This is a genomic window from Streptomyces sp. NPDC055103, from assembly GCF_053607625.1.
This window is the reverse complement of sequence record NZ_JBSGTX010000060.1, coordinates 1-22,854: the sequence shown is the minus strand read 5'-3', so window position 1 is coordinate 22,854 and position 22,854 is coordinate 1. Positions and strand designations below refer to the sequence as shown.

The 22,854-nt window shown below is 69.4% G+C and carries 24 protein-coding genes and 1 pseudogene; 19 read left to right on the top strand and 6 right to left on the bottom strand.

Annotated features, from left to right (window positions below; genetic code table 11):
• Positions 1–141 precede the first annotated feature (141 nt).
• From ACWFR1_RS30295 to ACWFR1_RS30250, 10 genes are all read left to right on the top strand, one after another.
• Positions 142–1,482, top strand: coding sequence for an enolase C-terminal domain-like protein (locus ACWFR1_RS30295; protein WP_453556857.1), 1,341 nt, complete (start codon positions 142–144; stop codon positions 1,480–1,482).
• Positions 1,479–2,240 carry an SDR family NAD(P)-dependent oxidoreductase gene (locus ACWFR1_RS30290; protein WP_453556800.1) on the top strand — a complete coding sequence of 254 codons (762 nt, stop codon included), beginning with the start codon at positions 1,479–1,481 and terminating at the stop codon, positions 2,238–2,240. Before ACWFR1_RS30295 ends, ACWFR1_RS30290 begins: the two co-directional genes overlap by 4 nt.
• Positions 2,241–2,476: 236 nt before the next feature.
• Positions 2,477–3,430, top strand: a complete 954-nt coding sequence (locus tag ACWFR1_RS30285) for an aldo/keto reductase (RefSeq protein WP_453556855.1) — start codon at positions 2,477–2,479, stop codon at positions 3,428–3,430.
• A gap of 7 nt (positions 3,431–3,437) precedes the next feature.
• The gene (locus ACWFR1_RS30280; RefSeq protein WP_453556798.1) at positions 3,438–4,175 is read left to right on the top strand and encodes a (Fe-S)-binding protein; all 738 of its coding nucleotides are present in this window, start codon (positions 3,438–3,440) and stop codon (positions 4,173–4,175) included.
• 5 nt (positions 4,176–4,180) lie between these two features.
• Complete coding sequence (locus ACWFR1_RS30275) at positions 4,181–5,665, top strand: lactate utilization protein B (RefSeq protein ID WP_453556796.1); 1,485 nt, start codon at positions 4,181–4,183, stop codon at positions 5,663–5,665.
• A complete protein-coding gene (locus ACWFR1_RS30270) occupies positions 5,662–6,363 on the top strand; it encodes a LutC/YkgG family protein (RefSeq protein WP_453556794.1) in 702 nt (233 codons plus the stop codon). The genes ACWFR1_RS30275 and ACWFR1_RS30270 overlap by 4 nt, the downstream gene beginning before the upstream one ends.
• Positions 6,360–6,671, top strand: a complete 312-nt coding sequence (locus tag ACWFR1_RS30265; RefSeq protein ID WP_328490501.1) for an L-rhamnose mutarotase — start codon at positions 6,360–6,362, stop codon at positions 6,669–6,671. Before ACWFR1_RS30270 ends, ACWFR1_RS30265 begins: the two co-directional genes overlap by 4 nt.
• A 101-nt stretch (positions 6,672–6,772) precedes the next feature.
• Positions 6,773–7,672 carry an amidohydrolase family protein gene (locus ACWFR1_RS30260; RefSeq protein ID WP_453556853.1) on the top strand — a complete coding sequence of 300 codons (900 nt, stop codon included), beginning with the start codon at positions 6,773–6,775 and terminating at the stop codon, positions 7,670–7,672.
• On the top strand, positions 7,657–8,151 hold the full coding sequence (locus tag ACWFR1_RS30255) for a DUF3618 domain-containing protein (protein ID WP_453556792.1): 495 nt from the start codon (positions 7,657–7,659) through the stop codon (positions 8,149–8,151). Before ACWFR1_RS30260 ends, ACWFR1_RS30255 begins: the two co-directional genes overlap by 16 nt.
• Positions 8,148–8,414 (top strand): DUF4235 domain-containing protein, encoded by a 267-nt coding sequence (locus ACWFR1_RS30250; protein ID WP_453556790.1) that lies wholly within the window; start codon positions 8,148–8,150, stop codon positions 8,412–8,414. Before ACWFR1_RS30255 ends, ACWFR1_RS30250 begins: the two co-directional genes overlap by 4 nt.
• Before the next feature lie 274 nt (positions 8,415–8,688).
• Here the strand turns inward: ACWFR1_RS30250 and ACWFR1_RS30245 are convergent, their stop codons facing one another.
• Both ACWFR1_RS30245 and ACWFR1_RS30240 read right to left on the bottom strand, forming a co-directional pair.
• Positions 8,689–9,729, bottom strand: coding sequence for a vWA domain-containing protein (locus tag ACWFR1_RS30245; protein WP_453556788.1), 1,041 nt, complete (start codon positions 9,727–9,729; stop codon positions 8,689–8,691).
• A 143-nt stretch (positions 9,730–9,872) separates the two neighbouring features.
• On the bottom strand, positions 9,873–10,628 hold the full coding sequence (locus ACWFR1_RS30240) for a hypothetical protein (protein WP_453556786.1): 756 nt from the start codon (positions 10,626–10,628) through the stop codon (positions 9,873–9,875).
• Between the two features lie 100 nt (positions 10,629–10,728).
• On the opposite strand from ACWFR1_RS30240, the gene ACWFR1_RS30235 reads away from it, so the two are divergent.
• The 3 genes from ACWFR1_RS30235 to ACWFR1_RS30225 all read left to right on the top strand — a co-directional run bounded on the left by ACWFR1_RS30235 (position 10,729) and on the right by ACWFR1_RS30225 (position 13,252).
• Positions 10,729–11,133, top strand: a complete 405-nt coding sequence (locus ACWFR1_RS30235; protein WP_453556784.1) for a hypothetical protein — start codon at positions 10,729–10,731, stop codon at positions 11,131–11,133.
• Between the two features lie 345 nt (positions 11,134–11,478).
• Entirely contained in the window at positions 11,479–12,393 is a 915-nt protein-coding gene (locus ACWFR1_RS30230) for a hypothetical protein (protein ID WP_453556782.1), read from the top strand.
• A gap of 163 nt (positions 12,394–12,556) precedes the next feature.
• A complete protein-coding gene (locus ACWFR1_RS30225; protein ID WP_453556780.1) occupies positions 12,557–13,252 on the top strand; it encodes a transposase family protein in 696 nt (231 codons plus the stop codon).
• A gap of 415 nt (positions 13,253–13,667) precedes the next feature.
• Here ACWFR1_RS30225 and ACWFR1_RS30220 read toward each other — a convergent pair whose 3' ends face one another.
• A complete protein-coding gene (locus ACWFR1_RS30220; RefSeq protein ID WP_453556778.1) occupies positions 13,668–14,174 on the bottom strand; it encodes a DinB family protein in 507 nt (168 codons plus the stop codon).
• 1,599 nt (positions 14,175–15,773) lie between these two features.
• Positions 15,774–16,250 carry a hypothetical protein gene (locus tag ACWFR1_RS30215; RefSeq protein ID WP_453556777.1) on the bottom strand — a complete coding sequence of 159 codons (477 nt, stop codon included), beginning with the start codon at positions 16,248–16,250 and terminating at the stop codon, positions 15,774–15,776.
• Between the two features lie 576 nt (positions 16,251–16,826).
• Between ACWFR1_RS30215 and ACWFR1_RS30210 the strand changes: the two are divergent.
• Positions 16,827–16,935, top strand: a pseudogene (locus tag ACWFR1_RS30210) (IS5 family transposase); the annotation flags it as partial.
• Here the strand turns inward: ACWFR1_RS30210 and ACWFR1_RS30205 are convergent.
• Both ACWFR1_RS30205 and ACWFR1_RS30200 read right to left on the bottom strand, forming a co-directional pair.
• A complete protein-coding gene (locus ACWFR1_RS30205; protein ID WP_453556775.1) occupies positions 16,919–17,377 on the bottom strand; it encodes a hypothetical protein in 459 nt (152 codons plus the stop codon). The pseudogene ACWFR1_RS30210 and the gene ACWFR1_RS30205 sit on opposite strands and share 17 nt — an antisense overlap.
• A 161-nt stretch (positions 17,378–17,538) precedes the next feature.
• Entirely contained in the window at positions 17,539–17,877 is a 339-nt protein-coding gene (locus tag ACWFR1_RS30200) for a thioredoxin family protein (RefSeq protein WP_453556773.1), read from the bottom strand.
• 448 nt (positions 17,878–18,325) lie between these two features.
• Here ACWFR1_RS30200 and ACWFR1_RS30195 point away from each other — a divergent pair, with 448 nt between their 5' ends.
• The 5 genes from ACWFR1_RS30195 (at position 18,326) to ACWFR1_RS30175 (ending at position 22,422) form a co-directional block, all read left to right on the top strand.
• Entirely contained in the window at positions 18,326–19,198 is an 873-nt protein-coding gene (locus ACWFR1_RS30195; RefSeq protein ID WP_453556771.1) for a hypothetical protein, read from the top strand.
• Between the two features lie 454 nt (positions 19,199–19,652).
• Positions 19,653–19,850, top strand: coding sequence for a hypothetical protein (locus ACWFR1_RS30190; RefSeq protein WP_453556769.1), 198 nt, complete (start codon positions 19,653–19,655; stop codon positions 19,848–19,850).
• 5 nt (positions 19,851–19,855) lie between these two features.
• Positions 19,856–20,521, top strand: a complete 666-nt coding sequence (locus tag ACWFR1_RS30185) for a sigma-70 family RNA polymerase sigma factor (protein WP_453556767.1) — start codon at positions 19,856–19,858, stop codon at positions 20,519–20,521.
• A gap of 3 nt (positions 20,522–20,524) precedes the next feature.
• Entirely contained in the window at positions 20,525–21,145 is a 621-nt protein-coding gene (locus tag ACWFR1_RS30180; protein WP_453556765.1) for a hypothetical protein, read from the top strand.
• A gap of 704 nt (positions 21,146–21,849) precedes the next feature.
• A complete protein-coding gene (locus ACWFR1_RS30175) occupies positions 21,850–22,422 on the top strand; it encodes a hypothetical protein (protein WP_453556763.1) in 573 nt (190 codons plus the stop codon).
• Positions 22,423–22,854 lie beyond the last annotated feature (432 nt).

Here is a 22,854-nt window from a genome sequence, read left to right as displayed (position 1 = left end):
CGCTCAACCGGCCAATCACCCGATCTGTGCTGATGGTTGGGGCTGCTCCGCGTCGCTCGGGCAGATGAAGCCGAACACCGAGCAAGCAGCCCAGGTGTGAAAGGAACCCCGTTGTCCACTGACATCACGCGGGTCATCGCGATGGACACCTACGACATCCGTTTCCCGACCTCCCGCCAACTCGACGGGTCCGACGCGATGAACCCGGACCCCGACTACTCCGCCGCCTACCTCGTCCTGCGCACGAACGAGCCCGACGGCCCCACGGGACACGGCTTCACCTTCACCATCGGGCGTGGCAACGATGTCCAGGTCGCGGCGATCGAAGCGCTGCGCGCCCACGTCGTCGGCCGGTCCGTGGAGGACCTCTGCACCGACCCCGGCCTCGTCAGCCGGGCGCTGATCGGCGACAGCCAGCTCCGCTGGCTCGGGCCCGAGAAGGGCGTCATGCACATGGCCGTCGGGGCCGTGGTCAACGCCGTGTGGGACCTGGCCGCCAAGCGGCAGCGGAAGCCGCTGTGGAAACTGCTCGCCGACGCCGATCCCGAGTGGCTCGTCTCGCAGGTCGACTTCCGCTATATCACCGACGCCCTCACCCCCGAGGAGGCCCTGGAGCTCCTCCGGCGCGGCAAGGACGGCCGCGCCGAGCGCGAGAGCGTCCTGCGGGCCCAGGGCTACCCGGCGTACACCACCTCGCCCGGCTGGCTCGGCTACAGCGACGAGAAGCTCACCCGACTCGCCGAGGAGGCGGTGGCGGCGGGCTTCACCCAGATCAAGCTGAAGGTCGGCGCCGACCTCGCGGACGACGTCCGCCGCTGCCGGGCCGCCCGCGCCGCCGTCGGCGCGGACGTCCGCCTGGCGGTCGACGCCAACCAGCGGTGGAACGTCACCGAGGCCATCGAATGGACCCGGGCGCTCGCCGAGTTCGACCCGTACTGGATCGAGGAGCCGACCAGCCCGGACGACATCCTCGGGCACGCGCGCGTGCGGGCCGCCGTCGCCCCCGTCAAGGTGGCCACGGGCGAGCACGTACAGAACCGCATCGTGTTCAAACAGCTTCTCCAGGCGAACGCAGTCGACATCGTCCAGCTCGACGCGGCCAGGGTCGGCGGCGTGAACGAGAACCTCGCCATACTGCTCCTCGCCGCCAAGTTCGGCGTTCCCGTCTGCCCGCACGCCGGCGGGGTCGGACTGTGCGAACTGGTCCAGCACCTCGCGATGTTCGACTTCGTGGCGCTCAGCGGCACCACCGAGGACCGGGTCATCGAGTTCGTCGACCATCTCCACGAACACTTCGTCCACCCGGCCGTCATCCGCGAGGGCGCGTACACGACGCCCCTCGCCCCCGGCTTCTCGGCCGACATGCACGAGGCCTCCCTCACCACGTTCGCCTACCCCCACGGCCCGTTCTGGGCCGCCGATCTGGCCGGATCGCTCGCCGACGAAGCCACCGACGCATCCGCGGTGGAGGTGACCGCATGACCACGTACCCACTCGCCGGCCTCCGCGCCGTCGTGACCGGCGGCTCCTCCGGCATCGGTCTCGCCGTCGCCCGTCTGCTGGACGCGCAGGGCGCCTCCGTGGCCGTCCTCGACCTCGACCCGTCGGCCACCCCCGAGCCCCTCACCGGCCTCCGCGCGGACGTCGCCGACGACACCTCGGTACGCGAGGCCGTCGCCGCGGCCGCCGCTGCCCTCGGGGGCATCGACATCCTCGTCAACAACGCGGGCATCGGCGCCGCCGGCACCGTCGAGGACAACCCCGACGACCAGTGGCACGCTGTCCTCGACGTCAACCTCCTCGGCGTCGTCCGCACCACCCGCGCCGCCCTGCCCCACCTGCGCCGCTCGGAGCACGCCGCCGTCGTCAACATCTGCTCGATCGCCGCCACGGCGGGCCTGCAGCAGCGGGCCCTGTACTCGGCGAGCAAGGGGGCTGTCCTCTCCCTGACCCTCGCGATGGCGGCCGACCACGTGCGAGAGGGCATCCGGGTCAACTGCGTCAACCCGGGGACCGTGGATACCCCGTGGGTCGCCCGCCTGCTCGACGCGGCGACGGACCCGGAGGCCGAACGCGCGGCACTCAGCGCCCGCCAGCCCACCGGCCGGCTCGTCGGCGCCGACGAGGTCGCGGCGGCGGCCGTCTACCTCGCGTCCCCTGCGGCGGCCTCGGTGACGGGCACCGCCCTCGCCGTCGACGGCGGCATGGCGGGACTCCGACTCCGGTCGGCGGGAACATGAGCGCGGACAAGAGGGCCGCTGACCAGAGGACAGCGGACAAGAAGGCCGTGCACGAGCGGGCCACGGACGATGGGCCCGTGGAGACGAAGGCCGCGGACGAGCGGGCCGCGGACCAGCGCGCCCGGGACTACCGCGCCGCGGGCGAACCGGCTGCCGGCTCCCTTGCTGCGGACCCCGCGAGCCTCGCCCGCGCCGCCGCCCTCGCCCGCGTCCCCCTCGGCCGGACCACCGCCTGGATGACCCGTCTCGCCTTCGGCGCGGCCGGCATCGGCAACCTCTACCGCCCCGTCACCGACGAGGACGCGCACCACACCCTCGCGACCGCCTGGGACCGGGGGATCCGCTCCTTCGATACCGCACCCCACTACGGCCTCGGCCTGTCCGAACGACGGCTCGGCGCCTTCCTCCTGGAGCGGCCCCGCGACACGTACACCGTGTCGACGAAGGTGGGCCGCCTCCTCGTCCCCGACCCCGGCGCGACCGGCGACGACCTCGCCCATGGCTTCGCGGTCCCCGCCGCGTACCGCAGGGCCTGGGACTTCGGGGCGGACGGCATCCGGCGCGGCCTGGAGGCGAGCCTGGAGCGGCTCGGGCTCGACCGCGTCGACATCGTGTACCTGCACGATCCCGACGACCATGCCGACCAGGCGCTGCGCGAGGCGTACCCCGCCCTGGACCGACTGCGGGCCGAGGGCGTCGTCCGTGCCATCGGCGTGGGCATGAACCAGACCGCGATCCCCACCCGCTTCGTCACCGAGACCGACATCGACGTCGTCCTGCTCGCCGGCCGCTACACCCTGCTCGACCGGAGCGGCCTCGCCGAACTTCTGCCGGCCGCACGGCGCCGTGGCGTCTCGATCGTCGCCGGAGGTGTGTTCAACTCGGGCCTCCTCGCCGATCCACGTCCTGGCGCCACGTACGACTACGCGGCCGCCCCGCCGGAGACCCTGGCCAGGGCCCTCCGGCTGCGGGAGATCTGCGAGCGCCACGGAGTGCCCCTGAGGGCCGCGGCGGCACGCTTCCCGCTGCGCCACCCCGCCGTCGCGGGCGTCCTCCTCGGTCTGCGCAGCGCTGCGGAGGCCACGGACGCCGCCGACATGCTGGCCCGTGAGATACCCGAGGCACTCTGGGACGAGCTGCGCCACGAGCACCGTATCCCCGGATTCGTTCCCTCCCGCGACGGCTGGTGAGGCGCCGATGAGGATCGGACTGTTCATCACCTGCCTCAACGACACGCTCTTCCCCGGCACCGGTCGCGCTGTCGTCACCGTCCTCGAACGGCTCGGCCACACCGTCGAGTTCCCGCGCGAGCAGAGCTGCTGCGCGCAGATGCACTTCAACACCGGCTACCGCCCCGAATCCCTCCCCATGGTGGCCCGCTTCGCCCGCGCCTTCGCCGGATACGACGCGATCGTGACGCCCTCCGCCTCCTGCGCGGCCATGATCCGCGACAACCACCTTGTCCTCGCCGAACAGCTCGGCGACGCCGCACTGCGGGACGCGGTGGCCGCGGTGATCCCCGCCGTCCACGAGCTGACCGAGTTCCTCGTCGACGTCCTCGGCGTCACCGACGTGGGCGCGGTGTTCCCGCATCGCGTGACCTACCACCCCACCTGTCACTCCCTGCGCGGAGTACGTCTGGGCGACCGGCCCCTGCGGCTGCTGCGCGCGGTCAAGGGCATCGACCTCGTCGACCTGCCCGCGGCCGACGCCTGCTGCGGCTTCGGCGGCACCTTCGCCGTCAAGAACGCCGACACCTCCACCGCCATCCTCGCCGACAAGATGACCACGGTCCTGGGCACCGGGGCCGAGGTCCTGTGTGCCGCCGACAACTCCTGCCTCATGCACATCGGTGGTGGCCTCAGCCGGTGGAACAGCGGCGTACGCACCCTGCATCTCGCGGAGATCCTGGCCGCCACGGAAGGAACGAGGTGACCGGCATGACCGAGGACACCGACCACGACGGCCGGGTCTGGCTCGGCACCCCCGCCTTCCCCGAGGCCGCCCGCACCGCCCTGGCCGACACCCGGCTGCGCCACAACCTCCGGCACGCCACGACCACCATCCGCACGAAGCGCCTCGACGCGACTGGGGAGGTACCGCACTGGGAGGAGCTCCGGGAGGCCGGCGCCGCCATCAAGCGCCGCACCGCACGCCATCTCGCCGACTACCTGCAGCAGTTGGAGACCAGCGTCACCGCGGCCGGCGGCACGGTCCACTGGGCGGCCGACGCCGCCGACGCGAACCGCATCGTCGAAAGCCTCGTCCGCGCCGCCGGCGGCCTGGACACCGAGCGGAACGAGGTCGTCAAGGTCAAGTCGATGGCCACCCAGGAGATCGGGCTCAACGAGGCACTCGCGGCCGCCGGCATCACCGCGTACGAGACCGACCTGGCGGAACTCATCGTGCAGCTCGGCGAGGACCGGCCCTCCCACATCCTCGTCCCGGCGATCCACCGCAACCGGGCGGAGATTCGGGAGATCTTCGCGGAGCGGATGGGGGAGTGGGGACGGGCGGCGCCCGACGACCTCACCGACGACCCGAAGGCGCTCGCCGAGGCGGCGCGACTGCACCTGAGGGAGAAGTTCCTCACCACGCGAGTGGCGATCTCGGGGGCGAACTTCGCCGCTGCCGACACCGGCACCATCGCGGTCGTCGAGTCCGAGGGGAACGGAAGGATGTGCCTGACCCTGCCGGAGACCCTGATCACCGTCATGGGCATCGAGAAGGTCGTGCCGACCTTCACCGACCTGGAGGTATTCCTCCAGCTGCTACCCCGCAGTTCGACCGGCGAGCGCATGAACCCGTACACCTCGCTCTGGACCGGAGTGACGCCCGGCGACGGCCCCCGGGACTTCCATCTGATCCTGTTGGACAACGGCCGCACCGATGTCCTCAAGGACACCGTCGGCCGGCAGGCCCTCGCCTGCATCCGCTGCTCGGCCTGCCTCAACGTCTGCCCCGTGTACGAGCGGACGGGCGGCCACGCCTATGGCTCGGTCTACCCCGGCCCGATCGGAGCGGTGCTCACCCCCCAGCTGGCCGGGGTGCGGCGGGCGGCGTCGCTGCCCTTCGCCTCCACCCTGTGCGGTGCCTGCTACGAGGCCTGCCCGGTGAAGATCGACATCCCGGAGATCCTGGTCCATCTGCGGGCGAAGGCCGTCGAGGCGAAGCGCGACGGCCGGGCGCTGCCGACACCGGAGGCGCTCGCCATGAAGGCGGCGTCCACCGTCCTCGACTCGCCCATGCTCCTGGCCGTCGCGCAGCGCGCGGGGGCGGCCGGCGGCCGGCTGCTGGGCGGCCGCGGCGGACGGATCCGGCGCCTGCCCGGCCCGCTCGGCGCCTGGTCCGCCACACGGGACGCGCCGACACCGCCACGGGAGTCGTTCCGCACATGGTGGCGCGCGCACCGGGAGGAGCGATGAAGAGCGGCGGCACGGACGGCAGTGCCGGGGAGGACCGCCCCGCCACGGACAGCCGGTCCGCCGTGCTCGCCCGTGTCCGGACCGCGTTGAGCGACGTTCCGAGCGACGAGACCCCTGATGACGTACCCGTTCCGCGGTCCTACCGCCGTACGGTCGCGCCCGGCGATATCGTCGGGCTGTTCGCCGCACGCGTCGCCGACTACCGGGCGACCGTGGTGCGTTGCGCACCGGAGGACGTGTCGGGGACCGTGGCCGCCCTCCTCGAACGCCGAGGAGCGCGGCGGGTCGTCGTGCCCGACGGCTTCCCGCCCGAGTTCCTGACGCGTACCGACGCGGACCTGGTGGGCGACCGTCCGCCCCTGAGCGTGCACCGACTCGCTTCTGTGGACGGCATATTGACCACCGCGACCGTCGCCGTCGCGGAGACCGGGACGATCGTGCTCGACACGGGCCCGGGTCAAGGGCGTCGCGCCCTTTCCCTGGTTCCGGACTACCACCTCTGCGTGGTGCGCGCGGAGCAGGTCGTCCCGGACGTACCGGAGGCACTCGCCGGCCTGGAGCCCCACAGGCCCCTCACCTTCATCTCGGGCCCCTCAGCGACCTCCGACATCGAACTGCAACGCGTCGAAGGCGTCCACGGCCCCCGCACCCTCGACGTCGTCCTGGTCGTCGCCGACAGCTCTGGAGCGAACCCATGAGAATCGCCCTGCACACCCGGGTCCGCGCGGACCGTATCGCCGCCTACGAGGAAGCGCACCGTGAGGTCCCCGCCGAGCTGACCCGGGCGATCCGGGCCGCCGGCTGTACGTCCTGGACGATCTGGCGCAGCGGCACCGACCTCTTCCATCTGCTCGACTGCGAGGACTACGCCCGCCTCCTCGCCGAACTGGAGAAGCTGCCGGTCAACGTGGCGTGGCAGGCCCGGATGGCCGAACTCCTCGAGGTCGTGCACGACTACTCCGGTGACGGCGCGGACGCGGGACTGCCCGTGGTGTGGGAGCTGTGAGCGGGACCGGGGGCGCAGCGGCCGGCGAGTCGGAGTACGCGACGAAGGGCGCCACGGAGAACGCAACAGAGAACGCCACGGTGGGCGCTCTCCCCACGGCGATCGCCCACGACGGCCCCTACGTCGTCGACGCGCACCACCACCTCTGGGACCTCTCCGTCCGCGACCAGGACTGGATCACCGGACCCGCCCTCGCGCCCCTGCGCCGCACCTTCACGGAGCGCGACCTGAGCGCGGAGACGGCCGCTGCGGGGGTGACGGCCACCGTCCTCGTCCAGACGGTCACCGTCGCCGAGGAGACACCCGAGATGCTGGCCACCGCCCGCGACAGCGACCTGATCGCCGGTGTCGTCGGCTGGACCGACCTGACGTCCCCCGAGACCGCCGCCACCCTGGCCACACTGCGCGCCCTGCCGGGTGGCCGGCACCTCGTGGGAATCCGCCACCAGGTCCAGTCGGAACCGGACCCCGCTTGGCTGCTCCGTCCCGCCGTCCGCCGCGGCCTCACCGCCGTGGCCGACGCCGGGCTCGCGTACGACCTGGTGATCCTCCCGCACCAGCTGCCGGCCGCGACGACGGCCGCGAGAGACCTGCCCGAGCTGACCTTCGTCCTCGATCACGCGGCGAAACCACACGTGGCGAGCGGAGAACTCGAACCGTGGGCGACCGACCTGCGCGCCTTCGCAGCCCTCCCGAACACGGTCGGCAAGCTCTCCGGCCTGCACACCGAGGCCGACTGGCATGGCTGGACCGTGCGGGACCTGCGGCCGTACGCGGACACCCTGCTCAACGCCTTCGGCCCGAGCCGCCTGATGTTCGGCTCCGACTGGCCGGTGTGCACGCTGGCGGTGTCGTACGGCCGGACGCTCGCCACCGCGGAGAAGCTCACGGAGGCGCTCAGCCCCGGCGAACGGGCCGCGGTCTTCGGCGGCACGGCGGTGGAGACGTACCGGCTGGGGGAGCGGACCGCTCATCGGGCGGGCCGATGGGCGGTCACGTAGGGTCGAAGTGCCGCTACGAGAGCGGCGGTGGTACGACGAGGGGCGGCGTTCAGCCGGTCCAGCACCGGCTTGACGCGGAGCCGTTCCAGACCGCGGTCGAGGGCTATGCCCTCGACCGCGCGAAGGCCGACATCAAGGCCCAGACCAAGGAGAAGACAGCCGCCGTCAAGAACCAGGCAGTCGAGAAGGCAGCGCTGCTCTCCGAGCAGATCCGCCAGAAGGCTGGGCAGGCCGCCCACGCGGTGAAGGACAAGACCCCGGACCCGATCCTGGAGAAGACCGTGCAGGCGGCAGCGCAGGTGCGGGGGAGTGCGGCCAAGGCGGGCCAGTACGTGGCGGACAAGGCGCCCAACCCGCTCCCGCAGAAAGTCGGCCAAGCAGCGACGGCCGCACGCGCCAATCGCACCACGCTCCTGGTGGTCGGAGCCGCTGCAGCCGTCGTCCTGTTGGTCCGCCGCGGCCGGGGACGCCGCCGATGAAGGCATCCAAGATCGTCCACAAGCCCGTGGGGAAGGCCCTGGGCGTCCTCAGCGGCGTGGTCGCAGGCGCCGCCTTCAAGCAGGCGTGGAAGATCATCGAAGGCGAGGGTGATGCTCCTGACGCCACCGACGAGGACCGGACCTGGAAGCAGATCCTGCTTGCTGCAGCCATCCAGGGGGCGATCTTCGCCGTGGTAAAGGCCTCGGTCGACCGGTCGGGGGCTGAAGCGATACGTCGTGTGACGGGCACCTGGCCGGACTGACCGGCCGCGTTGCCGGCCATGTCCCCGAGGTGGTCGGCAACGCGCGCCCGTCGCAGACGTACCCATGCCCGACGACGTTCTTTCGCTTCGAGCCGGGTGACAGCCTTCTCACGGGTCCGGGGCTGCGAGTGCTCGAGCATCATGCCGCAAGAGGGCGGCTGCGCCAGGGTGGCCGGTTTCACCCGATTGGCCGGGTGCGACCGTATCCCGGCGAACGGCTTTCCGTCCGGAGGCCGCGAGCGGAAACGGTCGGCCACGGACACCTTCCAAGGAGTCAGATCATCAGCAGGAGCCGCGTGTGCGGGACGAGCTTCCGGTTCACGCTGGTGCTCTGCACGAAGATGGTGAAGTCGGCGTTGTGGTCGGGTTTGACGCGCGTCTCCACATCCGGAAGCCCGATCAGAGCTCGGGCTTCCGGCCCGGTGTAGACCCGGTCCGTCGTCTTCTCCAGTACCGCGATCTGCTTCTGTGCCTGGATCTTCTCCGGCTTGCTCAGCTGGTAGAACGCGCAACCGGTGCGGTAGGTGTGCCCGGACTCAATGACCCAGTCCCTGATCGCCACGTCCCGGGCCACCGGGATGACCTGGTACTCCGAGGGCTTCACCGGGGTGAGGCCGGCCGCCTCGATGGTGTCCTTGTTGACCGCTTCCGCCCCCGTGGAGAACACCGCCCGCGAACCGCGGATACCCTGCGCGCGGCCCACCATGAACTTCTCGGTGGCCTGCTGGATGACATGTCCGGCCTCCTCCAGGCCCTGCGTGCTGGTGGCGTCCCAGATGGCGATGTTCTCCTTGGGGAAACCGCACTGCATGGCCTCACGCCGGCCCATCTGGTCCGGCACGAGAACGGCCAGGGTCCAGTTGTCCTCCTGTGTCGCGATCATCTGGGCGACGGCCGCGACGAGCTCGCGCGGGTTCCGGGCGGGGGCACCGGGGCAGCGGTGGCTCGCGTTCTCCTGCCCGTCGGTGAGCACGAACGTCAGGAAGCTGTGGTCCCCGTACAGCTGAGCGGTCTGTGCCAGCTCCCGCTGCGACTTCAGCGAGGCCGCCAGCAGCGCCGTCATTCCACCGACCCGGTACAGCTGCTTCAGCGACGGCATCCGCAGCACGTCCTTGTCGTAGATGACGCACTCCACCGTGTCGGCGAAGACGTACACCGTGACGCGGGTCTCCTGGTCCAGTTCCCTCGACCGCCGGGCAAGGTACGCGATCTGCTGGTCGGCGACTTCGACGACCTTGCGGCTGAGATGCGACATCGAAGAACTGGCATCCAGCACAAGAGCGACGTGGTTGATGTAATTCTGGGCACCGGACATGACAACTCCCCCTCGTTTCCATCTCGGTGCACCTACCGTCTCACCCACCACTGACAACCGATCGCGACTCCCGACCCGACCGGGCAAGGACCGGTTGCCCAGGCCGCCCGACGACACCGGCTCCCGATCCGCGGCCGTGCTGTTCACGCAGGCCACGTGCCCAACGACCGAGCCAGTCGGTCACTTTGATCCCGAGTGATGCCCGGGGCGATGGTGGTCCCGCACCGCGGGCTCATGAACCCGTCGCAGTGCAGGATGCCCCTGAAGGGTTCCTGGCTGCCCGAGAGCGGGGAGGCAGCAGCGAGCGCCCACTCAGCCGGCTCCCACAAGGGATGGTCGGTGAGAAGCGCTCCCGCGAGATGCGGTGCCAGCGCCGCGGGGACGCCCCCGAGCACCAACGCGTTGCCGAGGACGTCCCTGGCGACCTCGGGTAGATCGCGGTCACCGAGAGCGGGAAGCAGCAGCAGGAGGCGGGCGTACGAGGAGTGGACCCCCGGGACCTCGAGGTCGGGTGTGCGCGCGATGTGGTGGAGCTCCCGCCAGGAGAGTCCCGGGCCGGCCTGGTGGCCGCCCACGGTGGCCAGGTGGCCGTGCCTGCCCCACGCGGGATGGGTGATGAGATACTCCGTTGCCGGGTCATCGGGCATGTTGCAGCCGAGGACCGTCACGGAGTGACGACCCGCGAACGGGATCCGGAACACAGGCCACCGGTCCTCGTCGCTCAGCGCCTCCCAGGCCGCATCGGCATCGGCCCCGTCGACACCGAACCACTCCGGAGTGGTGTCGTCGTCCTCCTCCGTCCGGCTCAGCCACATCAGGTAAGCCGCCCAGAACCCCGGCATCGCCAGCAGCTCTTCCCCGGCTACGACCGGAGCGTTCTCGAATCCCTCTATCAGCACAGGCGGAGGATCTCACCCGCCCATGACAGCGGGGGTGCCGGACCGGAGGCCGATTCCGGCGGTAGGCCCGGCTGTCAGACCCCGGCCCTACGCTCCCACTATGAGCGTTTCTCTCTACTACAGCGCCCGCCGTACGACTCCGATGACGGACGCTGAGTCGGCTTCCGTCGCGCGCGTCGTCGCCGCCCACATGGCGTCGTTCCCGTACGAAGACGAGGAATCCCTGTACCTGTACGACACCGCCCCGCCGGAGTGCGAAGAGCTCGTCGCCGGGTCCACCAAGATGCCGCACAAACCCGGCCGCCTGTTGCCGGTGATCGCCCATGTGCTCGACTCCGTAACGGCGTTGCGCCGTACCTTGCCGGGCGCCGAGTGGCGCGTACACCTGGACGACCTCGACGTCCCGTGGGACGAGGCCGAGGGGTACTCCCTGCCTGGCATGCGCGACGCGGACCTGATCGCGGAGCTCTCGGCCGTGGACGACGGGGACGGCGCGGCGAGATGAGGGATCCCCGCCGGTCAAAGCCACCGCCTCCAGTGCCGCAACCCGCCTGCCCCGCCACTGACTCGCTCGCGCCCATATGCACGTCGGGCGGACTGCTCGCATGAACCCGACACCCTGCGGTCGGCAGGGTCGTGAACCGATCGCCAACCACTCCTCGCCGGCCGTGCCGAAGGGGAGGGGGATCTCCGGTTCGTGACCGTCCCGTCGTCGGCATCGGCACGGAGATCCTCCGCTGGCGAGGCACTGACGAAGCCTCGGCCAGTCCTTGAACGCTACGACGTGGCCGTGTTCTCCCACTCGTGATCGCCGCTTCGCTACGTCAAGCGGAGGTCGCCGACGAGGCCAGTGAGCCATTTCCAACCTGACGGCGGTAGCCGGGTGTTGTGCCTGAGCGTTCGGCTCGCGGTGGTGCTTCGTCAGTCAGGTCGCGCTTTGGAACGGCAGGTGGAGCCGCGTCAGATCGGCGTCTTCATCCGCTGCCGGTTCCCGGCTGAGCAGTGGGCGGAAGCCCTTCCGCTCGGAGCTGACCTCCTCGGAGACGCGCCGATGTTCACCTACGTTGCCAACTGCGTCCGGACGAAGCCAGCCACGGTGGAATCGACCTGGGCGATCGATCCCGATCATGACAGGATGACGGTTCAGGACAGGGGAGGGGGCGGTATGGGGCTGGACTACAGCTATGAGATCTTCATGCCCTCTCGGAACGTTGCGAGAGCACTGACCCGGCTGGCCGAGCTCGCCCCCCAAGGCCGCGAGACGCCGCCGCTCCCGGTGACCCTGCCGGGCGGAGAGCAGTTGATCGTGCCGTTCACCTCGAAGTTCAAGAGCGAACCGGTCGACTGTTCAGCAGGCGGCTCGCTCGAACTGGACACCTCGATCGTCGTCGGCGTCGACGACGCGGTGCGCGAGTTCTTCCTCCGCGATTCCGACAGGGTCGACGAGCAGGGACGGGTGTCGGTCGGGTACATCTACCTGACAGTCAGGTTCTCCCCCGCGTGGCACCCGAACTTCGCGTCGCTGCAGTTTACAGCCGCTACCTCGAGCATGAGCCGTATGTTCGTGCAGTCCGCGAGCGTCAGGAAGGTGTTCACCGACCTCACCGCCACCACCGGTGGTGTGTGCTGCCTCCTCGACACCGAAACCAACATTTTCGACATCTGCTGGCTCAACAGCGAGACGTTCAGTGGTGAGACTGTTCCCGGCACGCGTTTCTCGCACTTCCACGATCTCGTCGCCGCCTGGTGCGAGCCGGTGGAGTAGAACGGGGACGACGCCCGCACGGGATACGGCGCACCTGCCCGGTCAACGCCCAACCGGCCAACTGAAGCGCGCAGTCACACGTGTTGGACGGAACTGCGGGACGACGAAGCACCTGGTAGACGGGTTCTCGACCAAGATCGCCCGCAGCTACCTGGAGCTTCGTGTGCTTGCCTACCCGTCATCGATCGACCTGTCCAGTCGCACCCTGCGGTACCTGACGGGGCGACTCGCTGTGTGGCAAGGGGAGAGCGGGACCCGGTGGCGGCGTCCGACCGCCGGCCGTCAGGCTCTGCTCGCCCTGGCCCATCTGCGCTGTGGTGACACCTACACCCAACTCGCCGCCGGGTTCGGTATCGGCATCGCGACCGCATACCGCTACATACACGAAGCCGTCGACGTGCTGGCCGCCCTCGCGCCCACCCTGGCCGAGGCGATGTGCATCGCGCGGACCAAGGCGTTCGTGATCCTGGACGGCACCCTGCTGCCGATCGACCGGATCGCCGCCGACACCCCGTACTACTCGGGCAAACACAAACGTCACGGCATGAACGCCCAAGTCCTCACCGGCCCGTTCGGCCGCCTGCTGTGGGCCTCGCCCGTCCTGCCCGGCTCCACCCACGACCTGACCGCCGCCCGCACCCACGGCATCGTCGAAGCACTCACCGACGCAGGCCTCAAGTGCTGGGCCGACAAGGCATACCAGGGCGCCGGCAGCTCCATCCGGGTGCCCTTCCGCAGCCGTCGCCTCAAACCATGGCAGCGCCGCCACAACAGCACGCACGCCAAGATCCGCTGCAGCACCAACCGCATCACAGCGATCGTCCAGGCGGTCCTCGTCCTTCACCACGCGTCAGCGTGAGGTTGGAAAAGGCTCAGTAACTCACTCACTGATGTGCGTGTGCGCCGGTCCCGAGTCGTAAGGGTCGAGGAACTCGTTCGCCGGGAGGTCGAGCGCATGCAGCTTGGAGAAGACCTCCATACCTGCGTGCACTTCCTTCGTAGCCGTCGGAGACCCGGTAGACCTGCACCATGTCGAGGACTTCGAAGTCGCTCTCCCCGGCGTACTCGGTCGACTCCCGCTCGGCCAGTTCGATGGCCTCGTCGAGGGACCGTGCCCGGAACAGTACGACGCGTTCCTCATAGGGCCGGCCTTCCCAGGTCAGCCATCGATAGAAGGTTCTGGCGCTGTACCACGCTTCTGGTATTTCGCCCGCGACGGTACGACCGTGCTTGCCGACGGCACACACATCAACACCAACCTTCTGCAACCCGCTTCAGTTTCCGGTCGTGCCGTCGAGCGTCTCGCGCAGGATGTCCAGGTGCCCGTTGTGCCGGGCCGTCTCCTCGGTGAGGTGAAGGAGGATCCAGCGCAGGTCAACATGGAGACCGTCGCGGATGGCCCGCTGGGCCCGCTTGCCCAGGTCGTTCCCGGCGACCAGTTCACGGTAGCGGGCGCTCTGTTCCGCGTATTCATCGAGCAACTGCGTGAGCGGGAAGTCGACGGCGATGCGCATCTCGCGGTCGGGGTCCTCATCGGTCCAGGGCCCCTGGTCCTCCTCGCCGAGAAAGACCGCCTGAAACCAGTAGTACTCGACCCAACGAAGGTGGTTGATGACTCCGCTCATGGTCATCAGCGGTGAGCCCGGAAGGAGCGCCCTGCGAGCGTTCTCCGCAGAGAGGCCAGCACACTTGGCGCGGGCGGTGTCGCGCGCGTAGTCGAGAAACGTGGTGAGCTGAGTGCGCTCGTCCCACGCAGGCGGCGTGTCGTCGATTCTGATCATCGGGCGAAGCTTCCCCGACCACCACGACCGATGTCGAGGCGTTTAGCGACGGGCCCAACTTGCTCCACCACGAGACAGCGACAGAACCGGTGCGCCGCCCGGCATGCCAACGCATCGTTCTGGGACTCACTCGTGTGCGACGGGATCGACGACGGGGACGTCGAGGCGGTGACCGACTTGCTCGGTCCGTCGAGGTGCTGGCGCGGGGCCGGGTGGCCGGCGAAGAGAGACCGCTTCTCGCACCGGGTGTGCGACCGCTATCGCCGCGGGTCGAAGGGTATCCCGCTCGCTGAGCAGGGGTTGGTGATCAGAATTCGTGAGCGCTGACGCTTCCCGGGGTCGCTGCCCCTCCCCCCAATCGAATGAAGCTGTCACTTTCTGTGACCGATCCCCAAGATCCGTGCCAGAACCTGAATCTTGTGAACAAAGCGAGGACGGTCTTGTGGCCGCCCTATTGATCAGAGACTCATTGGGTGCACTCGTCGAGGATGAAGTGGCGTATGGGCCGTCGAAGTTACCGCGCACGAAGCGGCTGCCGTTGTCGGCGGTGGAAGAACCAGCGGGTTTCGATGACGAGTCCAGTCTGATTCCTGGCTCGGAGGCCGCTGTTCTGGCGTCTTGAAGCTCAGAAGAAGCTCTGAACGTGGTTGAAGGCTCGCCGGAGCGGCAGTGTCGGCGCGATCGTGTGGGGGACGGCCGTCTGGCGGAACGGTATGTGAGACAGAGGGGGACATGGGATGACGCGGACGTTCCGGCGCGGAGGCGCGGACAGCGGCGGCGAGGAGCTGGACCTGTACCAGTACGCCTACCTTGCCGGCGGAGGTCTACGGGTCGCGGAGAGTGCGGTCGTATCCCTCACCGAGCGCGGGACGCTATCCCTGGGGGGCAGCCCGCCTGCGCGTCATCGGCGAGGAACGCCCCCGAACACCCAGTGGAGCTCGCCGTCATCGTCGCCTGCCCGCGTAGCAAGCCGGTTCGGGAGGTAGTCGAGGCCGTCAGACAATCCTCCGAGGTCAACGAACTCGCTCACCGCCTCATCTCGGGGGGCCTGGTCCGCCGCTGGCGACGAAAGCCCACCCGAGCCGGACGGCGATCTCTCGCGGCCGCGGCCTCGGCGGGACAGGTGCCCGCGTACGCGCTTCACGGCCCCGCCGCACTCGTTCCTGGCTCTGCCAGACGTGGGCCGCTCGGCGCCCACCCTGTACCTGACGACCTCGGGCGCACCCTGATCCGCATGGGCAAAGCCCTCGACGACGACCGCGGTCACGGCACTGACAGTGGTGCGGACGGAGGTGATTTCGGCGGAGGCGGTGGTGGCGGTGACTGACAGCGGTGACTGGCCCAATCTGTTCGTCACGCCGGGTGCTGGTCGAAGGCAGGCGGGTGGCCACCCCGGTTTCCCACCCGTGACTACCAGAACGAGCGGGCGGGCCAGGTCGTCGCAGGCCAGAAGAATTTTGCTTGTCAGACCGCCGCTACGACGTCCGAGCTCCGGGTTGCGGTGCCCCTTTTCGGGCGCCGGCTGCGTGCTGGTGTGCCCGGATGACGGCGTATCACCCGACCATCGTCCACCAGCCGAGATCACATAGACGACAGAACCTAGCAACTGGCCTCGGCGCCGCTGTTCACGTACGAGTCGATGCTGGCCGAGTAGCCGGCCCCGGTGGTGGGGTCGGGGCGGCTTCCGTGACCGGCCTCCGCGAGGCGCTCGGCGTTGAGGAAGACGATCGACAGGGCCATGCCCTCTCTGGTGAAGCACAGGTCGCCGGGCAAGGCTTCGGGGTCCGGATTCCATCCGTCCCGTACCGCCGCCGTCCGGTAGTGCGCGGTGACTTCGGCCTGTGTGCCGGGGAAGGTGTACGTCCGGCCGGCGTACACCATCACATCGCCGCTGTCCGCCCAGCAGCCGGCATCCACTTCCTCGAAACCCCGGGCGACGGCGGCCCCGTCGGGCCGGGAGTTGAGGATGTCGAGCGCCGCCGTCTCCTTCACCCGATCGTCGGTCCCCTCGCAGTCCTTGGCGAGTTCCAGCAGCGTGCAGCCCGTGAGCGTTGCGGCCGCGAGCACGGTCGCCATGAGCAGGGATATCAGGCGGGTAGTACCTGTCCTTAGGGGCAAAGCGGGCTCCGTGGTGCGGGCCGGGGCGGAGAGAGGGCGAGGGTGCCGGGCAAGAGATTCATCCGTGCCGGCTCCGGAGCGGGCACGCCCCAGTTCTATCAGCAGTCGTGACCTCGCTCCTGACGTGGGCGTGGCAATTTGACGAAAGGTCCGGCCGTGTATCAAAAGTGGGTTATGAACGCTGGATGATCACGGTTCAGGGGTCGTGGAGATCCTACGGACGAACAGCGGGCGAAGTTGGAATCGTTGTTGCCGAAAGCAATGCAGGCGGGGCGGCCGCTGGTCTGGCCGCGGCGGCGGCTGATCGACGGCATGTGGTTTCGGGTCGGGACCGGCGTTTCGTGGCGGACCGAACCTCGTGATCATGGGCTGGGCCGGCCGCGCGTCCGCCCCGATCGCGTCCGGGCCGACAAGGCGTACGTCTTCCGCAACCGCGCCTACCTCTGCCGGCGCGGGATCCGCCGCACCATCTCCGACAAGGCCGACAAGGCCGACCAGGCGCGTAACCGCAGGAAGCGAGGCTCTCACGGAGTGCGGGATCAACCGTCTGAAGAGACACCGCGCCGTCGCCACCCGGTACGACAAGCTCGCGGTCCGCTACGAGGCCACTGTCCTCGTAGCGGCCATCAACGAGTGGCTGTGATTGGCACGCTTCGCCCGCGGCAGTTCAGAGCTCGATGCCCAAGCCCGTCCAGGAATTCCTGGAACAGATCCTCCACGAACGGGGCGGACCGCTTCGACAGGACATCGGCGATCGCCTTGGGCGTGGGGGTCAGGCCAGCCGCTCGTGCCCAGGCCACAGCACGCTCCGTAGCTACCTCCGGCCCCGGGAACCAATCGTCGACGGATTGGCCGTCCTCCGCCATGTAGGCGGACGTAGCTGTCCGATCCAGACATGCGCGCCACGTTTCCTGGTCCCTGGTTCGGCCTTCCAGAACAAGGCAGTCACTGTCCATGACGAATCCGGCAAGGACCGGGTGGCCAGTGACTTCCACCAGCTCGATGAGGCTCCCCTCATCGATCGAGGTCTGCCCTTCCAACGACCAGAGCCGCCAGTCATCGGCGCGCTCCTGGAGCAGCTCCATGTGTACCCCGTCAGTGAAGGCTGCTGCCTTACTCAGCGGATGCCGATGGCGGACGACGGTAGGGGAACCCCAGTCCCCCTTCAACGCCACACCTGGAAGTCGTTTGCCGCGTGCGGCTTTGAGCAGGTGGGCGAACCTGGCTGTTGCGGTGGTGCGGGGTATCAGAGGTGCCCGTCCAGGAGCTCTCGGATCTCGGTGGTGGTCATGGGGCCTGCGCCCTGCGCCACGGCTTCTCCGTTCTTCAGCAGGACGTAGGACGGGGCACCCGTGATGCCGTATCGCTGGGTCGCGTCCGGGCAGCGCGTAATGTCGGCGCGGACGGTGGTCAGGCGGTCGACGTACTCGTCGGCGATGCCACCCACGATGAGGTCCATTGCCCGGCACGGTTCGATTGCCTTGGGCCATGTGCCGGTGAAGTAGGCGAGGACAGGGACGTTGCTCATTTTGAGGATGAAATCGAACTCTGCGTCCTCACGGGGTTGGTGAACCCGCTTCGCCATGAAAGCTCCTGATCTTGTGTTCCGTGTTCCGTGTTTCGTTCGACATCATCTCCCGTGCGGCCGTGACCCGGGTCGGCGGCTCTCGGTGTGGCTACGCCAGGCTGGGGTTGCGGCCTACAGGACTGCCAAGGCCGCGTGACCGGCGGACGGGCGGACGGGCGGGCCGACGGACCGGCGCGGGTTCCCCTCGGGCCGTCACCTGTTCACCCACGACCCCGAGACGCACGAAGGGACGAGCGTCCAGGTTGCGCGCCAGCCGGTACACCAGCCGGGGGAGGGAAGGGGAGTGCTTTGCATGTGCGCGCACGGTCCAGTTCACGTTCACCTCCACTCGGCCGGCCTGGAGCGTCCTGAGGCGGGTCCCGCGCGGGTGACCTGGCCGGGCATCTGGCGGAGTCGGTGCCGGCCTGGGCGCCATGGTCTGGCGGTACGGCGCACAGTGGGGGATGTGGATGTCGAGCAGATCGCCGAGGAGCTGTACGCGCTGAAGCCGACGGAGTTCGTCGCGTCACGGGATGCGTACGTCGCCGAGGCCCGCAAGGTGAAGGATTCCGCGGCGGCGAAGGCGGTCGCCGCACTGCGCCGACCTGCGCTCGCGGCATGGGCCGCGAATCTCCTGGCTCGTCAGCGGCCCGAGGAGGCCGCACAGTTCCTGGCGCTGGGGGAGACGCTTCGCGTAGCCCACCGGACGCTCGACGCCGAGCAACTGCGTACGGCGAGCCGGCGGAAGAGCCAGCTCATCACCGCGCTCGCCCACAACGCCGCCGCCCTGGCCCAGGAGGCGGGTCAGCCGGTGAGCGACACGGTGCTGCGCGAGATCGAGCAGAGCCTCCACGGCGTGCTCGCCGACCCGGATGTCGCCGAGGAGTGGTCGAAGGGCCGGCTCGTGAAGGTGCCGGAGGCCGCGGTTGACTTCGCTGTGGTCGCTCCGGAGGCGGCTCCTTCCCGCCCGGCGCCGGACGAACGGCGCGCGCCGAACACGAAGTCCGGACGCGGGACGGAGCGGCTCCGCGACCTCGAGCGAGCCCGTACGGCGGCGGAGGAAGCCAATGGCGAGGTGGCCCGGTGCGAGCAGGAGCTCGGCGAGGCGCGGGACGTTCAGGGGCGCGTGGCGGCGAAGGCCGAGGAGGCTGCCGAGCGGGTTCGCAGCCTGGAGCACGAACTCCAGGCGGCCCGGCAGGCGGTGACCGAGACCGGAGCCGCCGTGGCGGAGGCCCGTGGGGCGGTGAGGGCAGCGGAGCGCGCCCTGGAGGAGGCGCGGGGGGTTGCCGAGCGAGCCACTCGTGCAGTGGAGCGACTGGAAGAACAGGGTGAACCGTAGGAGCGGAGCGCTGGCAACAACCCGACGCGTCCCCTGCATTCCGGAGCGCGTCCCCTGCACTCCGGAGCCGGGTGACCCCGCCCGACTGCCGCCTGAGGCATCGCGTACGCGCCCTGGAGGATGACGTCGAAGCGTGAGGGTCTACCCATGGATTGTGATGTGGATCACTCTGTCGAGATCTGCGTGACCGTGAAGTGCGGCCGCCTGCGAAGTCACGGGCGCCCCCTCTACCCGTTTCCCCAGGTGGGGGGTCTAGCCCTCAGCGATCATCGGATAACTCCATGGAGTGGTCTACGCCTTTGAGTGATCACATGGTCGCTACCGGTCAAAAATGGTGAGTCCTCAGTACGCGTTTGGCCGTGCTGATTCGAAAAGCTGCGGTTGAGGGCGCCGAGCTCTCCGGCGCCTCTGGAAGGGGGGAGGTGTCGCGTCATGACCCCAAGGAACAGGAACCGTGACCGTTCACGATCTTCACATCGCGCTGGTGTTAGTCACCGCCCTGCGCGTCTTCGCTCCCGACGCGCGCGCCCTGACACGGCGCTTGCTGAGCGCCGGGGTACGGATCGGTGCAGCCGAACTTCTGGCCGAGGATCAGGAAGTCGGCGCCACCTCCGCGGTGCCGCCACCCGTCTCCCGCCGCGGGGAGGTGTGAAACCCATGAGCAGCATGCTGCCGCCCGAGGAGCCGGACACGCCCAGCGGGACGCAGGACGCTCAGCCCGGGACCGGCCTCCGGGTAGAGCGTCATTTCCTGGAGGAACTCCACCACCTTGAGGGCATCGAGTACGAGATGACACCGGACCAGGAGGCGTTCTACGACCTCTACGCCCGCCCGCACCTGCGCTACGCCCACACCATGCTCGGCGACAAACAGGCCGCCAAGGCGGTGGTGCGCCGCTGCTACTCCCACCTCACCTTGAACTGGGCGAACGTCCTCAAGGAGGAGGCCCCCGAGGCGTACGCCTGGAAGCTGCTCAAGCAGCGGGTGGAGACCCACCTGCGGCTGACGGGCCAGCCCTCGAAGATGGTGCAGACGGCCGCCTTCGAGCAGGCCGCCCGCGCCACCCTGGAAGTGATACGGCGCCAGTTCGCGGTGATGGAGTCCGCCCTCGGCCTCTACACCGCCATAGCCGGCCTGCCCGAGCGGCAGTTCGACGTCGTCGTCATGCACTACGTCCTGGGCTATTCCTCGGCCCGGGTCGCCAGCATCATGGGCATCAAACCCGACACCGTCCGCTCACACCGGCGTCTGGCCCGTGAACGCATCGCCATCAAGCTCGGTCTGTCCCTGGAACCGGCTGCCGACGAGATCGAGAAGGAGTAACACGTGCGCAGCATCCATGACGTCCTGGCCGGTGCCGAATGCCCCGACCCGTTCACCGACGAGGACCTCGCGGACCTCAAACAGGAGATCGTCCGCGACGTCACCGCGACCCTGATGTTCGGCTCTCGGCCCGCACCGGCCGGCCACTTCCCCACCCTGCACGACCAGGCCGACCGCAGGCTCACCACCCTCTCCGCCCACCTCCTACGCCACCGTGACGCGGCCGAACGCGTGGCCCAGCTTGCCCACGAGGGCATCGACGACGACGGAGCGCTGCGCTTCGCCTGCCTGCTCTTCCTCGTCGACGAGCGCGAGGGCGCGAGGTTCTGGTGGGGATTCGCCGCCGGCGCCGGCAACGCCGTCGCCGCCCAGTGCCTGCACCTCTACCACCTGGCCCGCGGCGAACTGCGCGACGCCGACCACTGGGCCCTGCAGGCGGCCACCGCGGAGAGCCCCGTCGTCCCCCGCACACCCGCCCGCCGCTCACCAGCCCGGCACGAAGCCCTACGCGCCGCCGTACAGCGGCTCAAGGTCGACGCCGTCGAGGAATCCGGCCACAGCCGGGTCCTGCGCCCCGCCCAGCACCTGGCGGACCGGATCGAAGAACTAGCCGACGCCTTGTAGACCCACCAGACCAGGGATTCCTGGCGCAAGGTCCTGGCCCCGCCCACCGGGCAGTGGTAGTTCTGCCAGATCCTCGTAGCGGCCATGTAGCGGCCGCCGGCGGGGGAGCGGGGCGCGCCAGGAGGCCCCGGGCCGTCCCTCACGGGCCGGCCCGGGGCCAGCCCCTTCTCGCCTCGCGTGCAGCTCGCGTACGACGTCGGCAGCGCGCCGATCGTCCAGCTCGCGGTGCTGTGGGTGACGAAGGTGCGCCGCCGTTCCCGTACCGCGTCAAAGGCCCTTGCGTAGCAGGCCGTTGCGTCGGCAGGCGGAGTCAGACCGAAAGCCCCACCGAGGGCCGTGGGAAGGCCCGCCCTAATCCCCAGCCCACTCCTTACCGGGGCCACCTGACCGACCCTGCACTGTGGCGGGATGCGACGCTCCGACGTGAACGGTTGGCCACCGGCCGCTCCTTTGCTGTCCTCCACAGCGCCCGGGGGATCAGGAACGAGGGGAGCCGCACCATCCGGCCAGCTGCGGCAACAGCCTCCGGTTTGTGGTGGCCGTCGAGGAGGAAGCGGACCTGGCCGGCATGCTGATCGCCGCGGCCTGGTACTGGTACTCCTCCGCAATCCGTTCGGCTTCGGCTTCACGGACACGCCAGTGTTCATCGCCGCCCCGGCCACCCCCTTGCGGACGTCAGCTGGGATGCCGGTAGCGTCCGTTCCGTGATCGCTGCCGATTCCCCCGATGCCCTCGTCCGACTCTGTCCGCCGCCGGTCGAACCGCCGCCCGCGGTGGACTGGGCCCGGGCAGAGCGCGCCATGGGTACGGCTCTGCCCAGTGACTACAAGCGGCTCGTCGAGACATACGGCGACGGCATCTTCGACGACACGATCTGGCTGCTCGTCCCCGACTCCGCCTACAGCGAATGTGACCTGCACGCGCAGACGACGGAACGGGATGAGATCTTGGCAGGCCTGTGGGAGTTCGAGGCGAAGCCCGCCGGTCTGCTGGAGATGGGGGCGCGGGTCCTGCCGTGGGCATTCGAGGAGGGCACCGGGGCGTTCCTGTACTGGCTGGCGAGGCCCGGCCGGCATCCCGACGAATGGACCGTGCTCTACAACGAGGGGCGTGGCCCCTTGTGGGAGCACCACGACATGGGGTGCTCGGCCTTCTTGCTGGCGGTGCTCAACGGAACGGCGGAGACGGAGTACTTCGGCTCTCTCTACGACGTGCTGAAGCAGACGGAGCACCGCTTCGCGACGGCCGACGAGACTCTGGGAACGCCGAGCCGCTGACGCCGTCCGAGCGCCGTCGCCTGGTCAGTCCGGCCAGCAGCGGCGCTGATCGCAGCTGTGGCGCTCGTACTGTCGACGGTACTTCCGTGTGACCGCGGGCGATGAGCCGCCCGACTCCGAGCCTGGCGGAAGGCTCTGAGCGACTTCCGCGGCATGGCTCACCACGAGGGAGACCTGCGGCCGGTCCGCAGCGGCGATCGGCTGTTGATGGGACCTGGCACTGGAAGCTCCCGGCCGTTCTGGTCTCGTCCGACGCAGATGCGGACATCGACTGGAACGTCTCGGTGGACTCCACCGTCGAATGGGCTCACCAGCACACGCCGCCGAAGCACTCAAAAGGTCACGTCCGCTGGAGTGGTGTATCGACGGCCACTCGGTGATCTCGTTTTGAGGCTATGCGGTGAGTTCGGTGGGCAGGACGGTTTCGTCGGT

Bases quoted from the DNA above. Each gene is read 5' to 3' on its own strand.
- ACWFR1_RS30295 (WP_453556857.1), top strand. From the start codon at position 142: ATGGACACCTACGACATCCGTTTCCCGACCTCCCGCCAACTCGACGGG.
- ACWFR1_RS30290 (WP_453556800.1), top strand. From the start codon at position 1,479: ATGACCACGTACCCACTCGCCGGCCTCCGCGCCGTCGTGACCGGCGGC.
- ACWFR1_RS30285 (WP_453556855.1), top strand. From the start codon at position 2,477: ATGACCCGTCTCGCCTTCGGCGCGGCCGGCATCGGCAACCTCTACCGC.
- ACWFR1_RS30280 (WP_453556798.1), top strand. From the start codon at position 3,438: ATGAGGATCGGACTGTTCATCACCTGCCTCAACGACACGCTCTTCCCC.
- ACWFR1_RS30275 (WP_453556796.1), top strand. From the start codon at position 4,181: ATGACCGAGGACACCGACCACGACGGCCGGGTCTGGCTCGGCACCCCC.
- ACWFR1_RS30270 (WP_453556794.1), top strand. From the start codon at position 5,662: ATGAAGAGCGGCGGCACGGACGGCAGTGCCGGGGAGGACCGCCCCGCC.
- ACWFR1_RS30265 (WP_328490501.1), top strand. From the start codon at position 6,360: ATGAGAATCGCCCTGCACACCCGGGTCCGCGCGGACCGTATCGCCGCC.
- ACWFR1_RS30255 (WP_453556792.1), top strand. From the start codon at position 7,657: ATGGGCGGTCACGTAGGGTCGAAGTGCCGCTACGAGAGCGGCGGTGGT.
- ACWFR1_RS30250 (WP_453556790.1), top strand. From the start codon at position 8,148: ATGAAGGCATCCAAGATCGTCCACAAGCCCGTGGGGAAGGCCCTGGGC.
- ACWFR1_RS30245 (WP_453556788.1), bottom strand. From the start codon at position 9,729: ATGTCCGGTGCCCAGAATTACATCAACCACGTCGCTCTTGTGCTGGAT.
- ACWFR1_RS30235 (WP_453556784.1), top strand. From the start codon at position 10,729: ATGAGCGTTTCTCTCTACTACAGCGCCCGCCGTACGACTCCGATGACG.
- ACWFR1_RS30220 (WP_453556778.1), bottom strand. From the start codon at position 14,174: ATGATCAGAATCGACGACACGCCGCCTGCGTGGGACGAGCGCACTCAG.
- ACWFR1_RS30215 (WP_453556777.1), bottom strand. From the start codon at position 16,250: ATGGCGACCGTGCTCGCGGCCGCAACGCTCACGGGCTGCACGCTGCTG.
- ACWFR1_RS30205 (WP_453556775.1), bottom strand. From the start codon at position 17,377: ATGGAGCTGCTCCAGGAGCGCGCCGATGACTGGCGGCTCTGGTCGTTG.
- ACWFR1_RS30200 (WP_453556773.1), bottom strand. From the start codon at position 17,877: ATGGCGAAGCGGGTTCACCAACCCCGTGAGGACGCAGAGTTCGATTTC.
- ACWFR1_RS30185 (WP_453556767.1), top strand. From the start codon at position 19,856: ATGAGCAGCATGCTGCCGCCCGAGGAGCCGGACACGCCCAGCGGGACG.